Origin of the sequence: Megasphaera coli, from assembly GCF_900095855.1 — a bacterium.
Taxonomy (GTDB): domain Bacteria; phylum Bacillota; class Negativicutes; order Veillonellales; family Megasphaeraceae; genus Megasphaera; species Megasphaera massiliensis_A.
In genome coordinates, this window is record NZ_FMIY01000002.1 from 1,099,126 (window position 1) to 1,114,383 (window position 15,258).

The 15,258-nt window shown below is 50.5% G+C and carries 16 protein-coding genes; all 16 read right to left on the reverse strand.

The features are described 5' to 3' along the window. The 16 genes from rplP to rpoC all read right to left on the reverse strand — a co-directional run bounded on the left by rplP (nt 1) and on the right by rpoC (nt 15,230). Nucleotides 1-426, reverse strand: a complete 426-nt coding sequence (gene rplP / locus BQ2674_RS05785; protein ID WP_075572870.1) for a 50S ribosomal protein L16 — start codon at nt 424-426, stop codon at nt 1-3. After that, entirely contained in the window at nt 426-1,100 is a 675-nt protein-coding gene (gene rpsC, locus BQ2674_RS05790) for a 30S ribosomal protein S3 (RefSeq protein WP_075572871.1), read from the reverse strand. The genes rplP and rpsC overlap by 1 nt, the downstream gene beginning before the upstream one ends. 13 nt (nt 1,101-1,113) lie before the next feature. Continuing rightward, nucleotides 1,114-1,449 (reverse strand): 50S ribosomal protein L22, encoded by a 336-nt coding sequence (gene rplV / locus BQ2674_RS05795; RefSeq protein WP_075572872.1) that lies wholly within the window; start codon nt 1,447-1,449, stop codon nt 1,114-1,116. A gap of 15 nt (nt 1,450-1,464) precedes the next feature. Then, on the reverse strand, nt 1,465-1,740 hold the full coding sequence (gene rpsS / locus BQ2674_RS05800; protein WP_075572873.1) for a 30S ribosomal protein S19: 276 nt from the start codon (nt 1,738-1,740) through the stop codon (nt 1,465-1,467). Nucleotides 1,741-1,761: 21 nt separating this feature from the next. Beyond that, nucleotides 1,762-2,589 carry a 50S ribosomal protein L2 gene (rplB, locus tag BQ2674_RS05805; RefSeq protein WP_075572874.1) on the reverse strand — a complete coding sequence of 276 codons (828 nt, stop codon included), beginning with the start codon at nt 2,587-2,589 and terminating at the stop codon, nt 1,762-1,764. 30 nt (nt 2,590-2,619) lie between these two features. Then, nucleotides 2,620-2,904, reverse strand: coding sequence for a 50S ribosomal protein L23 (gene rplW, locus BQ2674_RS05810; protein ID WP_075572875.1), 285 nt, complete (start codon nt 2,902-2,904; stop codon nt 2,620-2,622). Next, on the reverse strand, nt 2,904-3,527 hold the full coding sequence (gene rplD / locus BQ2674_RS05815) for a 50S ribosomal protein L4 (protein ID WP_075572876.1): 624 nt from the start codon (nt 3,525-3,527) through the stop codon (nt 2,904-2,906). The genes rplW and rplD overlap by 1 nt, the downstream gene beginning before the upstream one ends. A gap of 30 nt (nt 3,528-3,557) precedes the next feature. Further along, nucleotides 3,558-4,196 carry a 50S ribosomal protein L3 gene (gene rplC, locus BQ2674_RS05820; protein ID WP_075572877.1) on the reverse strand — a complete coding sequence of 213 codons (639 nt, stop codon included), beginning with the start codon at nt 4,194-4,196 and terminating at the stop codon, nt 3,558-3,560. Nucleotides 4,197-4,210: 14 nt separating this feature from the next. Next, on the reverse strand, nt 4,211-4,522 hold the full coding sequence (gene rpsJ / locus BQ2674_RS05825) for a 30S ribosomal protein S10 (RefSeq protein WP_006791160.1): 312 nt from the start codon (nt 4,520-4,522) through the stop codon (nt 4,211-4,213). Nucleotides 4,523-4,956: 434 nt separating this feature from the next. Further along, nucleotides 4,957-6,144: an elongation factor Tu gene (gene tuf / locus BQ2674_RS05830; RefSeq protein ID WP_075571962.1), complete on the reverse strand. Its 1,188-nt coding sequence runs from the start codon at nt 6,142-6,144 to the stop codon at nt 4,957-4,959. Nucleotides 6,145-6,172: 28 nt separating this feature from the next. Beyond that, nucleotides 6,173-8,245 carry an elongation factor G gene (fusA, locus tag BQ2674_RS05835; RefSeq protein ID WP_075572878.1) on the reverse strand — a complete coding sequence of 691 codons (2,073 nt, stop codon included), beginning with the start codon at nt 8,243-8,245 and terminating at the stop codon, nt 6,173-6,175. 36 nt (nt 8,246-8,281) lie between these two features. After that, a complete protein-coding gene (rpsG, locus tag BQ2674_RS05840; protein ID WP_075572879.1) occupies nt 8,282-8,752 on the reverse strand; it encodes a 30S ribosomal protein S7 in 471 nt (156 codons plus the stop codon). 48 nt (nt 8,753-8,800) lie between these two features. Then, nucleotides 8,801-9,172: a 30S ribosomal protein S12 gene (rpsL, locus tag BQ2674_RS05845; protein ID WP_075572880.1), complete on the reverse strand. Its 372-nt coding sequence runs from the start codon at nt 9,170-9,172 to the stop codon at nt 8,801-8,803. Between the two features lie 80 nt (nt 9,173-9,252). Beyond that, nucleotides 9,253-9,498, reverse strand: coding sequence for a ribosomal L7Ae/L30e/S12e/Gadd45 family protein (locus BQ2674_RS05850; protein ID WP_075572881.1), 246 nt, complete (start codon nt 9,496-9,498; stop codon nt 9,253-9,255). 241 nt (nt 9,499-9,739) lie between these two features. Then, entirely contained in the window at nt 9,740-10,906 is a 1,167-nt protein-coding gene (locus tag BQ2674_RS05855) for an iron-containing alcohol dehydrogenase (protein ID WP_075572882.1), read from the reverse strand. A gap of 91 nt (nt 10,907-10,997) precedes the next feature. Continuing rightward, nucleotides 10,998-15,230: a DNA-directed RNA polymerase subunit beta' gene (rpoC, locus tag BQ2674_RS05860; RefSeq protein WP_075572883.1), complete on the reverse strand. Its 4,233-nt coding sequence runs from the start codon at nt 15,228-15,230 to the stop codon at nt 10,998-11,000. Nucleotides 15,231-15,258: the final 28 nt, after the last annotated feature.

Consider the following 15,258-nt stretch of genomic DNA (forward strand, 5'->3'; position numbering starts at 1 on the left):
TTATTCACCACCTAATTCTTGACCTTTAATAACGAACTTCGTCTTAATCGGCAGTTTATGTCCTGCAAGACGCATAGCTTCCCGGGCAATTACGGGATTAACACCGCCCATTTCAAAAAGGACGCGGCCCGGTTTTACTACGGCTACCCAGTATTCGGGAGCACCCTTACCGGAACCCATACGCGTTTCAGCCGGTTTGGCCGTGACAGGCTTATCCGGGAAAATTTTAATCCAAACCTTACCGCCACGTTTGATGTAACGGGTCATAGCAATACGAGCCGCTTCGATTTGACGGTTCGTAATCCAAGCCGGTTCCAACGCGACCAAGCCGTAATCGCCGTGAGCGACTTTATTGCCGCGCTGCGCTGTCCCTTTCATACGGCCGCGGAACTGCTTACGATGCTTTACTCTCTTCGGAATTAACATTATTCAGCACTCCCTTTCCGTCTTTTCTGTTGCGGAGCCTTCTTCGCTTCCGGCAAGATTTCACCCTTGTAAATCCAGCATTTAATGCCGATGCAGCCGTAAGTTGTATGCGCTTCGGCCGTACCGTAGTCAATGTCGGCACGAAGCGTATGCAAGGGAATGGAGCCGTCGCGAACACTTTCGCTGCGCGCGATTTCCGCACCGCCCAAACGTCCGGAACACATGATTTTAATCCCCTGTGCACCCATACGCATAGTGCGGCCGATGCTCTGTTTCATGGCGCGGCGGAAACCGATACGGCGTTCGAGCTGGCCTGCAACGTTTTCCGCAACCAAGGTGGCATCCAATTCGGACTGCTTGATTTCAGCGATATTGACATCGACGGTCTTCGTCGTAAACGCTTTCAAGGCTTTTTTAATATCTTCAATGCCCGCACCGCCGCGACCGATTACCATCCCCGGTTTTGCCGTGTGGATAACCAATTTGATTCTCTTGGCGGAACGTTCGATTTCAATACGTGAAACACCTGCAACATAAAGCTGTTTCTTTAAAAATTCACGGATTCGCACATCTTCATTCAAAAGCGTTGCATAATCCTTCTCAGCATACCATCTGGCATCCCAAGGTTTTACAACACCGACACGAAACCCATGGGCATTTACTTTTTGACCCACTACCTTTCCCTCCTTATGCTTTTTCTTTTACTACGACAGTCACATGACTGGATTTTTTAAGAATTTTAAACGCCTGCCCGCGGCTGCGCGGATGAATTCGCTTCATTGTCGAATCCTGGTCGACAAAAATTTCCGAAATGAACAGGGAACCTACGTTCATGTCGTTGTTGTGTTCCGCATTAGCAGCTGCAGAGCGAATAACTTTTTCTACAACCTTGGAGCCTACTTTCGGTGTAAACTTCAAAATTGCCAAAGCTTCGCTCACATCTTTGCCCCGAACCAAATTAGCTACAATACGGATTTTACGGGGAGCTATACGGATATGTTTAGCAATTGCTCTTGCTTCCATCTGTGGTTACCTCCCTTATCCTGTAACTTTTTCCGATTTAGCGTGGCCTTTAAATGTACGGGTAGGCGCGAACTCACCCAATTTATGGCCAACCATATCTTCTGTAATATATACGGGCACGTGTTTGCGGCCATCGTGAACGGCGATTGTATGTCCCACGAAGTTCGGCAAAATCGTAGATGCGCGCGACCATGTTTTTACTACTTTCTTTTCATTGGCTTCGTTCATGGCGTCAATCTTTTTAACCAGATGAGCTGCAACGAACGGGCCTTTTTTTACGGATCTGGACACTTATATATCTCCTTTCACGACTTATTTGCGTCTCTTCACAATGAACTTGCCGGAAGCTTTCTTCGCATCACGCGTCTTTACGCCGTATGCAGGTTTACCCCAAGGCGTAACGGGACGTTTACGGCCGACAGGCGACTTACCTTCACCGCCGCCATGGGGATGATCGCACGGATTCATGACAACACCGCGGTTGCCCGGACGGATACCCAGCCACCGGCTGCGGCCCGCTTTACCTATAGTAATGTTTTCATGATCCGGATTGCTGACGGCACCGACTGTAGCACGGCAGTTTACATGTACTTGACGCAATTCGCCGGAAGGAAGTCTGAGCAACGCGTAATTTCCTTCCTTGGCAATAAGCTGTGCCGACGAACCGGCAGAACGAACGATCTGCGCACCCTTGCCGATTTTCAGTTCCACATTGTGGACAATCGTACCCAAGGGAATGCGGCCTAAGGGCAAGGCGTTGCCGATCTTTATATCCGATTCGGGACCGCTGACTATGACAGTGCCGACAGTCAGTCCGTGCGGAGCAATGATATATTTCTTTTCGCCGTCCGCATAAACAAGCAACGCAATGTTGGCGGAACGGTTAGGATCGTATTCGATCGTAGCTACCTTAGCCGGAATATTATCTTTAATACGTTTAAAATCGATCAAACGATAACGGCGCTTGTGCCCGCCGCCCTGATGACGAACCGTCATTCTGCCGCTGTTATTACGACCGCCCTTATTGGTTACTTTAGCCAACAGAGATTTTTCCGGTTTCGACGTTGTAATTTCATCGAACGACGAAACGGTCATGAACCGACGGCCGGCAGAGTACGGTTTAAATGATTTAATGGCCATTATATAGTGCCTCCTCCTTTATCTCGTTTCTTAAGCCCCTTCAAAGAATTCGATTGTTTCGCCCTCTTGAAGTGTTACGACAGCTTTCTTGTAATCCGGCCGCTTGCCGACATATTTACCCATACGTTTCATCTTGCCGGTTATGCGCAGCGTATTTACGCTTTTGACCTTCACACCGAAAATGGCTTCAACGGCTTTACGGATTTCTACTTTATTGGCACTAAGAGGCACCTTAAAGGTGTATTTACCGTCAGACATGAGCATGGTGGTCTTTTCCGTAACGACCGGTTTTAATAAGATATCATGCATAATCATTATGCGAGCACCTCCTCAATCTTTGCCACGGCACTCTTCGTGATGAACAGCTTCGTATAATGAAGAAGATCGAAGATATTCATATTTTCCGCAGAAACGGATTTTACGCCTTGAATGTTATGAGAGCAACGTGCCATAACATCATCGCCGTCTGTAATAAACAATACTTTCTCGCCGCCGAATTTGAAGTTGTTAACTACTTTAACGACTTCTTTCGTCTTCGGTGCGGCTAAGGTGATTTCATCCAATACGAACAATTCATTCGTGTTTACCTTGTCGCTTAAAGCGGATTTTACGGCAAGGCGCCTTGCTTTACGGGGCATCTTCTGTTCGTACGAACGGGGATGCGGTCCGAACACGGTACCGCCGCCGACCCACAAAGGACTGCGCGTGCTGCCTACACGTGCCCGGCCGGTTCCTTTTTGTCTCCACGGTTTTCTGCCGCCGCCGCGTACGAGGCCTCTCGTCTTCGTGGCATGCGTGCCCAACCGTTCATTAGCCAATTGGCGAAGCACAGCCTGTCTCATAACGGCTTCGTTCACTTCAACGCCAAATACGTTGTCGTTTAATTCTATTTCACCGGTCTGTGCGCCGGTAATATCATACGTACTTACTTTCGGCATTCTATATATCCTCCTTCCCGTTTACACGTTTTATCGGGGTTTTACAGTATCGCGAATCATGACAAGGCTGCCCTTGGCACCGGGGATACCGCCTTTAATCAAAATAAGGTTCTTTTCCATGTCGACTTTTACAACGGAAAGGTGAAGAACCGTAGCCTGATTACCACCCATCTGTCCAGGAAGTTTTTTACCTTTGATGACCTTACCGCCACCGCCGGAAATCATAGGTCCGAGAGACCCCGGTTCACGATGAGACTTGGAACCGTGACCCATAGGTCCGCGGTGAAAACCGTGACGTTTAATCGTGCCGGCAAATCCTTTCCCTTTCGTGGTGCCAACTACGTCGACGAGATCGCCGCTTGCGAAAATATCAGCTGCCAGAGTTTGGCCTACCGTATATTCCGGTGTATCTGTCAGACGCAGTTCGCGCAAATATTTGACAGGGCTTACGCCTGCCTTGTCGAACTGACCCTTAACGGGTTTGGTTAAGTGTTTTTCTTTGATTTCGCCGTAGCCCAGCTGAATGGAATTGTAACCGTCCGTATCAACGGTCTTTACACGTACAACTACATTCGGAGAAGCTTCTACGACGGTGACGGGAACTACCGCGCCTTCTTCGGTGAAGATCTGGGTCATTCCCAACTTCTTACCCAAAATAGCTTTAGACATAATCGCACCTCCTCCTATAATTTGATTTCAATGTCCACACCTGCAGGCAGATCAAGCCGCATGAGAGCATCGACTGTTTTATTGGACGCTTCCAATATGTCAATCAGCCGCTTGTGTGTGCGTAACTCGAACTGTTCACGAGAGTCTTTGTTTACATGCGGTGAACGCAGAATCGTGAAGATGTTCTTTTCCGTCGGCAAGGGAATCGGGCCGGATACCATTGCGCCTGTCCGTTTTGCCGTGTCGACGATTTTCGCCGCGCTCTGATCCAATGTTTTGTGATCGTACGCTTTGAGGCGAATTCTGATTCTTTCCTGTTTTGCCATTACGTAATTCCTCCTATCGTTCGTTTCCCGGAACGAACTGCTCCGCGGGAGTTTCCCCGAAACCGGGCAACATCCCGTTTCATAGTTTTCTACGCAGCCGTAAAAAGGGCATACGAATCCCATTGCCGCGTACTTGACCATTTTACTACAAAACCATATGGTATGCAAGCCGTTTTTTACCATATTTTTGCCTTTTCCGGACACTTTTTTCGCAGCCTTTTCTGCAGGCGCTCCCCAACTCGACAGGATACAAAATCCGTTACGCCGATACAAAGCTGCCGGACCGGTTCCCATAATAGGCGATGCGTTTTATGAGTAAGCATCAGGCCTCGCCGGAGCGAACGAATAAAATGCATCGTCTCCCCCGCAAATGCAAAGAGCCCCGCACTGCCGAAACAATGCGAGACTCCTCTCACTATCCCTATATGCTATGCTTACGCTTCGATTTCCGATACCACGCCGGCTCCCACCGTTCTGCCGCCTTCGCGTATTGCAAATCGCAATCCCACTTCCACCGCAATCGGCGTAATCAGTTCCACGTCCATCTTTACGTTGTCCCCGGGCATGCACATTTCTACCCCTTCCGGCAACTGAATCACTCCCGTCACGTCCGTCGTTCTGAAGTAGAACTGCGGCCGGTAGTTCGTGAAGAACGGCGTATGTCGTCCCCCTTCATCCTTCGTCAATACGTATACCTGTGCCTTGAACTTCGTATGCGGATGTATCGACCCCGGCTTTGCCAATACCTGTCCCCGTTCGATTTCCTTGCGGTCTATCCCCCGCAGCAGGGCACCGATGTTGTCCCCCGCTTCTGCTAGGTCAAGGAGCTTACGGAACATTTCTACGCCCGTTACTACCGTCGTCTTCGCTTCTTCCGACATGCCCACGATTTCTACCGTGTCGCCGACCTTCACCGTGCCCCGTTCTACGCGCCCCGTCGCTACCGTGCCGCGCCCCGTTATGGTGAAGACGTCTTCTATCGGCATCAGGAACGGTTTGTCCGTCGGCCGGTCCGGCGTCGGAATGTAGTCGTCTATGGCATCCATCAGATCCAGAATGCTCTTCTTCGCTTCTTCGTCGCCTTCCAACGCTTTCAACGCCGACCCTACGATGATGGGGATTTCATCTCCCGGGAAATCATAGGAGCTCAACAATTCCCGTACTTCCATTTCCACCAGTTCGATCAGTTCCGGATCATCTACCTGGTCCGCCTTGTTCAGGTATACGACCATTGCCGGTACGCCTACCTGACGGGCCAGCAGGATATGTTCACGCGTCTGCGGCATGGGGCCGTCGGCTGCGCTTACCACCAGGATGGCGCCGTCCATCTGTGCGGCACCGGTAATCATGTTCTTTACATAGTCCGCGTGGCCCGGGCAGTCTACGTGTGCATAGTGGCGCTTATCCGTTTCATATTCCACGTGTGCCGTATTAATCGTAATACCGCGTTCCCGTTCTTCCGGCGCCTTATCGATATTGGCATAGTCGGAGAATTCGGCATAGCCCTTTTCCGACAAGACTTTCGTAATTGCCGCGGTCAGTGTTGTTTTGCCGTGGTCGACGTGACCGATCGTTCCGATATTGACATGCGGTTTGGTTCTTTCATATTTTTCTTTTGCCATGTTACTTTTCCTCCAATGCGATTAAATTTTAGCCTTTTTCACTGATAACTTTTTCCGCTACGTTTTTAGGAACTTCTTCGTAGTGGTCGAAAGTCATCGTATACACACCACGGCCTTGCGTCTTGGAACGCAGGTCCGTTGCATAGCCGAACATTTCAGCCAACGGAACGAAGGCATTGATATGTTCCGCACCGCTGCGCATTTCCATGCCGTCTACACGACCGCGGCGGGAGTTCAGGTCGCCGATGACGTCGCCCATGTAATCTTCCGGAACGACGACTTCAACCTTCACATACGGCTCGAGAAGGACGGGATCCGCTTTGCGGGCGCCTTCTTTAAAGCCCATGGAGCCGGCAATTTTAAATGCCATTTCCGACGAGTCCACATCGTGATAGGAACCGTCAAAGACAACCACCTTGACGTCAACTACAGGAAAACCTGCAAGCACACCCGTTTCCATCGCTTCCTTAACACCTGCTTCAACGGAACCGATGTATTCGCGGGGAATAGCGCCGCCGACGATTTTATTTTCAAACTCGAAGCCTGTGCCCGGTTCCTGCGGAATGAGCTCAAGCCAGCAATCGCCGTACTGACCGCGGCCGCCGGACTGCCGCACGAAACGGCCTTCCTGCTTAACGGTCTTGCGAATCGTTTCACGATATGCAACCTGAGGCTTACCTACGTTGCAATCGACCTTAAATTCGCGGGACATACGGTCGACGATAATGTCCAAGTGCAATTCACCCATGCCGGAAATAATGGTCTGACCCGTTTCGGCATCGGTCTTAACCTTGAACGTCGGGTCTTCTTCGGCCAGGCGCGAGAGGGCAACACCCATCTTTTCCTGATCCGCTTTCGTCTTCGGCTCAACGGCAACGGAAATAACCGGTTCGGGGAATTCCATTTTTTCCAAAATAATCGGGGCCTTTTCATCGCAGAGCGTATCACCTGTCGTTGTGTCTTTCAGGCCGACAATGGCACCGATATCACCGGTATACGCCGTTTGAACTTCTTCACGATGATTGGCATGCATACGCAGGATACGGCCGACACGTTCTTTCTTCCCTTTCGTTGAGTTGAATACATACGTACCCGCTTCCAACGTACCCGAATAGACGCGGAAGAATGCGAGTTTGCCGACGAAGGGGTCGGCCATGATTTTAAATGCCAAGGCGGAGAACGGTTCCTTGTCGTCCGCTTTTCGTTCAGCCGGTTCTTCCGTTTCCGGAATGATACCCTTTACCGGGGGGATGTCCAACGGCGACGGCATATAATCGACAACGGCATCAAGCAACATCTGTACGCCCTTGTTCTTGTAAGCGGAACCGCAGAGCACGGGGAACATAGCGTTCGTTACAACCGCTTTGCGAATAGCTTTCTTCATCTCATCAACCGTCAGTTCTTCGCCTTCCAGGTATTTTTCCATGAGAGCGTCATCCGTTTCGCAGATTGCTTCAATCATGATTTGATGATATTCTTCAGCCCGGTCTTTCATGTCGTCGGGAATTTCGACAACATTGATTTCCTTACCGAGATCATCACCGTAAATTTCAGCCTTCATCGTAACGAGGTCGATAATACCGGTGAAGTCGTTTTCAGCACCGATAGGCAGCTGAATGGCAACGGCATTGGCTTGGAGACGATCCTTCATCATATCTACACAATTCAGGAAGTCTGCACCTGTCGTATCCATCTTATTAATAAAGGCAATGCGCGGTACCTTGTAGTGTTCAGCCTGGCGCCATACGGTTTCGGACTGAGGTTCCACACCGCCCTTTGCGGAGAAAACGGCAACGGAGCCGTCAAGTACACGCAAAGAACGTTCAACTTCGACAGTGAAGTCAACGTGCCCCGGCGTATCGATAATGTTAATGCGGTGATCCTTCCAATGGGCCGTTGTAGCCGCAGAGGTAATCGTGATCCCCCGTTCCTGTTCCTGTGCCATCCAGTCCATTGTTGCGGCGCCGTCATGAACTTCGCCGATTTTATGAACGCGACCGGTATAGAAAAGGATACGTTCCGTCGTCGTGGTTTTACCGGCATCGATGTGAGCCATGATACCGATATTTCTCGTTTTTTCCAAGGAATATTCTCTTGCCACGATGTTCTTCCACTCCTCAATAATAGTAACTTGCTCTTACCAACGATAATGAGCGAACGCCTTGTTGGCTTCAGCCATTTTATGCGTGTCTTCCTTCTTCTTGACGGCAGCACCGGCATTATTGAAGGCATCCATCAATTCAGCGGCAAGTTTCTCTTTCATCGTCCGTTCACCGCGCTTGCGGGCGTAGCCGACAGTCCAGCGAATACCGAGGGAGAGGCGACGATCCGCCCGTACTTCAACGGGAACCTGATAGTTGGCGCCGCCGACACGACGGGCGCGAACTTCGAGTACAGGCATAACATTGTTGAGAGCCTGTTCAAACACTTCCATAGGATCTTTGTTCATTTTTGAACGGATAATATCGAACGCATCATATACGATCGATTCGGCAATGCCTTTTTTACCGTCCAACATAACTTTATTAATGAAGCGCGTTACCAGCTTGGAATGATATACCGGATCCGGCAACACATCGCGCTTCGGCACGGGGCCTTTTCTGGGCATGTTCAATTCCTCCTTAAATGTAAGTCATCAAATTACTGCGGCAAAAACCTATTTGCTCTTTTTAGCGCCGTATTTCGAACGGGACTGCTTGCGATCTGTAACACCTGCAGTATCCAAAGCGCCGCGCACGATATGATAACGTACACCGGGAAGATCCTTGACACGACCGCCGCGGATCAGTACAACACTGTGTTCCTGTAAGTTATGACCAATGCCGGGAATATAAGCCGTTACTTCGATGGAATTCGTCAAGCGAACACGGGCAACCTTACGCAAAGCGGAGTTGGGCTTCTTAGGCGTAGCCGTGTATACACGCGTGCAAACACCACGCTTTTGCGGGCATTCCTTCAAGGCCGGCGCCGTAGATTTCTTTACGGAACGCAGACGACCTTTGCGCACCAATTGGCTGATTGTTGGCATATGGACACCTCCTCTCCAAACAATTAGATTTATATTGTAACCATCATAGGACAAGGCCCTTCAGATGATATTACCGAAAATCAATCCAACAGACCGACGGCTGCCGCTTTTACTTTAATGCGGCATGCCGCGCCGAGTTCTTCCATAGTGTATTCGGAATTAAGGGGTATTCCCGTTTCGGCGGCACAGTCCGTAAGCGGACAAGTAACACGGGCATCACTGTCTTTAGCGACGTATACCAAGGTCACTTCATTTCGTTTCATTGCTTTTAAGGTTTGTTTGGCACCTACCGTCTTGCGGGCCTTGTGCAACGCTTCCAAGCTCACGAAATTCACTCCTTACCCATGCAAATTAGACGCAACACTCATTGCGACACTTACGTATTGTAGCATTCCTATATTTCCCTGTCAATCTTTTTACCGTAACATGCCGCAAATAAATAACATTCATTATTACACGTCCCCTAGTGTCCCATAGTATCTTGTACATCTATTTTGACGGGCAAAAGAAAAGAGGCGAAACCCCTATTCCGCCCCTTTCATCATAATTATTCAACTATGTTTTGTCTTACAGGCTTGCTTTTAAAATATCTACGACTTCATCGCGGCTGAGTACTTTATATCCGCCCTTCAGAATGAACGTACCGTCGGCAACGCCCTCGATCATATCTTCCGTCAGGCCCAGTTCACGGGCGTGCATGACAACACCGATTTCTTCCATATATGCACGCATCCGTTCCAGTCCTTCTTTAGCCGTTTCTTCATCCGTCCTGCCGTTCGGGTCGACATTCCAGACATTTACGGCATAGCGCTTAAACTTAGGCAGGCCAGCCGCAAGGATGTGATAATAATACGGCAAGGACACGGCAGACAGCGTCATGCCGTGCGTTGCATCCGTATAGGCGCCGATGGACTGGCCGAGCATGTGAACCATCCAATCCGTTTTCTTGCCTTTGGCGACGAATGTGTTGAGCGCCCACGTGGCAATCCACATGATGTTGCTGCGCGCTTCATAGTCCTGTGGATTTTTGACGGCAATGCGCGCCGAATGAATGAGAGAGCGCAGGAGACCTTCCATGACATAATCGGACGTGTTGTCGTCTTCGCCGGAAAAATACTGTTCCAGTATATGGGACATAATATCGAAAAAACCGGCTACCATTTGATACTTCGGCAAGGTCAGGGTGTATTCCGGGTTGAGTATGGAAAATTTAGGAAATACATCTTCCTTAAAGACGCGGCCGATTTTACGATTTACACGGCGATTCGTAATGACGGATCCGCCGTTCATTTCAGATCCCGTGCCGACCATAGTGAGGACACAGCCGACGGGGATAACGGGATTGTCGATGTTTTCCATACGGATAAAGTACTTTTCCCACGGGTCGTCGTCACAATAGGCCGAAACGGAAACGGCCTTGGCATAGTCGCAGACGGACCCTCCACCGACGGCAAGGAGCAGATCCGCCTTATGGGCTTTGGCGATTTTCGCACCTTCTATAAGCTTATCGCTCGTCGGATTCGGCATGACGCCTGCGTCTTCGACGACATTTTTATCACAGGCTTTGAGGATTTCCAAGACCTGATCGTAAATACCGTTCTTCTTAATAGAACCGCCACCGTAAATAAGGACAATATTCTTACCGTACTTGAGCAGCTCTTTCTGTAAATAATCGAGAGACTTATTGCCAAAATATAATTTTGTCGGATTGACATATTCAAAATTCCCCAGCATATGCATCCCTCCTTGTAATACCGGGCACCGGTGTCATTTTATTGTAGCATATATTGTCAAAAAGAGGCCGCCTCGCAGCGGCCTCCTGCCCTTATTCTTCCCCTGCAAATACGGGATCTGCCGGGCTTGCTTCGTTTGTATCACATTCAATGATGGGAATCGGCTTTACTACCTTTACCTTGCGGTACCGGCTCATGCCCGTACCGGCAGGAATGAGTTTACCGATAATGACGTTCTCTTTAAGGCCCAGCAGAGGGTCCACTTTTCCCTTAATGGCCGCATCGGTCAAAACACGGGTCGTTTCCTGGAAGGATGCGGCCGACAGGAAGGATTCCGTCGCCAAGGCGGCCTTCGTAATACCGAGGAGCATGACCTTGCCGACTGCCGGTTTGCCGCCGGACGCCTGAATGCGCCGATTCATATCTTCGTACGTATTCATTTCCACATAATCACCGGGCAGTACTTCCGCGTCACCGGAGTCTTCAATCTTCATCTTTCGCAACATCTGGCGAACGATGACCTCAATGTGCTTGTCATTGATTTCAACACCCTGCGATTTATAGACCTTCTGCACTTCGTAAACGAGGTAGCGCTGCGTATCTTCTACTCCCTGAATGCGCAGAATATCGTGCGGATTGATGGACCCTGCCGTAATGCGGCTTCCCTTTTCAATTGTATCGCCTTCATGAACGACGAGGTGTGCGCCGTACGGAATGGTATAGCTTTTTTCTTCGCCGTCTTCAGCCGTAACGTGAACAATATGAATGTCTTCGTGATCTTCTTTTTCCGTAATGGAGACAACGCCGTCGATTTCCGTGACAATAGCGTTCCCCTTCGGTTTACGCGCTTCAAACAATTCTTCGACACGCGGCAACCCTTGCGTAATATCGCCGGCCGATGCGACGCCGCCCGTATGGAAAGTACGCATGGTCAGCTGTGTGCCCGGTTCGCCGATGGACTGAGCCGCAATGATGCCGACGGATTCACCTACATTGACCTTGCCGCCCGTGCCTAAATCCCGGCCGTAGCACTTGGCGCAAACACCGTATCGACTGCGGCAGGTAAGAACGGAGCGAATGCGGACTTTGTCGTAATACTTGACGACCTCCTTCGCCTGGGCTTCCATAATTTCTTCGTTAATGGGCACGATGACTTCGCCCGTATCGGAGTTTACCAGCGTTTCTGCAGCCGTTCTGCCGACGATGCGGTCTTCGAGCGGTTCAATAACCCCGTCACCTTCGACGATGGCCGTCACTTCGACACCGCGAATATCGTTGTTGCGGACGCGAATTTCCGTTGCGTCGCTCACGAGAATGCGTTCAATCGCGTCTTCCGTCAAGGCCGTGCCGGCCGGGCAAATTTCCACGCCCGTTGAATCGTAGACCGTCTTTTCCACGGTCTTGCCGAGCATGTTTTCCACCATGGCATCGCGCAGGGCCGCACGAATGCTTTCTTCCGGCGCACCGAGAGCGACCGTTTCGATGACGTTCGTGTGGTTGAGGTCATCGTTAATATCCATCTGGCTGCCGCGCAGGAGAAGCTGCGGAATCTTGCGCTCCACTACTACATCCAGGTCATCATTGCTGAGAATATGATCTTCCGCAAAGACGAGCTCGCCCGTTTCCGCGTCGATCACATCACGCGCAAGGACGCGGCCGATTAACTTTTCCCGCAACAGATTGACTGCCTGCCGGACGGATCCGGCGAGGCGCGCCCGTTCACGCACAATGTCGAGACCGAATACATCACAATCGTCCTCACGGACGATGACGTCCTGCGATACGTCAACAAGACGACGCGTTAAATACCCCGAGTCGGCCGTACGCAGGGCCGTATCGGCCAAACCCTTGCGGGCGCCGTGACTGGACGTAAAGTAATCCAATACGGACAGGCCTTCACGGAAATTGGCCTTAATAGGCAGATCGATAATTCGACCGGACGGGTCGGCCATAAGGCCGCGCATACCCGCAACCTGACGAATCTGCTGTTTGTTGCCGCGAGCACCCGAATCGGCCATCATGAAGATAGAGTTAAACGGATCCATATTGTCCATCATGGCTTCCGTTACGTCGTCCGTCGCTTTTTCCCAAAGGGCGATGGTTTTGCGATACCGTTCATCTTCCGTAATGAGACCGCGCATAAACATTTGTGTGACCCGGAGTACTTGCGCATCCGTTTTGCCGAGAATGGCTTTTTTCTCGTCCGGCACCTGAATGTCCGAAATGGCAATGGACATGCCGGCCTGACGCGCATAGTGGTAACCGATGGCCTTAATACGGTCGAGGAGAGTTGCCGTTTCCGTATTGCCTACGAGGTGGAAGCAGTCCGCAACGAGCTTGCCGATTTGCTTCTTGTTCATAAGAACGCCGAGGCAATGCACATCAACGTATTCCTTATCCTTTTCAAAAGCTGCAACAGCTTCTTTATCCACTTTACGTGCGACCTTCGGACGCACTGCCAAAAGATCGATACCGCAGTGTTCTTTCAGGGCGCTGAAGCTCCAATCACGGATACGGCCGCCCTCTTCTTTAATTCTGACAAGATGATTGTCATCAATGAGGCCGTTTTCGTAAGCGAAAATCGTATCATGAGGATCCGCAAAGACCATGACTTTGTCCGTATGGTAGCGGCGCAGCTCTTCAAAAAGCTGGTTGTTGTAAAGCATACGACCTGCCGTCGTTTCAATCATGCCGTGGCCGGGAATTCGCACCTTAATAAGGGCACCGATATCTATGACCTTGGCATCGTATGCCAGCATGACTTCGTCGAAATTGGAGAAGGATTTGCCTTCGCCCATGGCACCGGGTTTGACCATAGTCAAGTAATACGCGCCGAGCACCATGTCCTGTGTCGGTACGGCAACAGGTTTGCCGTCTTTCGGCGCCAGGATATTGTGAGCAGAAAGCATAAGTGTCCGTGCTTCGGACTGAGCTTCTACGGAAAGGGGCAAATGGCAGGCCATCTGGTCGCCGTCAAAGTCGGCATTGTACGCCGTGCAGACCAGGGGATGAAGTTTGATGGCCCGTCCTTCCCAAAGAATCGGTTCAAATGCCTGTATGCCTAATCTGTGCAGCGTCGGGGCGCGGTTCAAAAGAACGGGATGTTCTTTAATAACATCTTCCAAAACGTCCCAAACATTGGAATTAACGCGTTCCACCTGCTTTTTTGCATTCTTAATATTCGTAGCCTGTCCGTTTTCAACAAGCTTTTTCATAACAAAGGGCTTGAACAGTTCCAAGGCCATTTCTTTCGGCAAGCCGCACTGGTGCATTTTCAGTTCCGGCCCGACAACGATAACGGAACGGCCCGAATAGTCGACACGTTTGCCCAGAAGATTCTGACGGAAACGGCCCTGTTTCCCCTTGAGCATGTCCGAAAGGGATTTCAACGCTCTGTTTCCGGGACCCGTTACGGGACGGCCGCGGCGGCCGTTATCGATAAGCGCATCGACCGCTTCCTGGAGCATACGCTTTTCATTACGTACGATAATATCGGGAGCTCCCAATTCAAGAAGGCGGCTCAAGCGGTTGTTCCGGTTAATAACGCGGCGATAGAGATCATTCAAGTCGGAGGTGGCAAAGCGGCCGCCGTCAAGTTGTACCATAGGCCGCAATTCGGGCGGAATGACGGGGATTGCGTCCATAATCATCCATTCCGGTTTGTTTCCCGAGTGGAGGAAAGCTTCAATGACTTCCAGTCGACGGATAGCGCGAACACGGCGCTGACCGGAGGAATCGTGCAGTTCTTCGCGCAATTCCCTGTCGAGTGCTTCCAAATCAAGTGCCTGGAGCAATTCTTTAATAGCCGCGGCACCCATGCCGACGCGGAATTTTTCGCCGTACATGTCCAAATTCTGACGATATTCCATCTCCGTGAGCAGCTGTTTTTTCTGCAAAGGCGTGTCGCCCGGATCGAGAACGATATACGATGCAAAGTAAAGCACCTTCTCCAAAGAGCGCGGCGAGATATCGAGGACAAGGCCCATGCGGCTGGGAATACCCTTGAAATACCAAATATGAGAAACAGGTGTAGCCAGTTTAATATGGCCCATCCGTTCACGCCGCACTTTCGAGCGGGTTACTTCGACACCGCAGCGATCGCAGACAATACCTTTATAGCGAATACGTTTATATTTGCCGCAATGACACTCCCAGTCCTTTGTAGGCCCGAAAATGCGTTCACAGAATAAACCGTCCCGTTCCGGCTTTAACGTACGATAATTAATGGTTTCCGGTTTTTTCACTTCGCCGTGAGACCATTCAAGAATCTTTTCCGACGAAGCCAGGCCGATTCGCATGGAATCAAATTCATTTACGTCCAGCACTAATACCGCTCCCTTCTGTACTGCATCC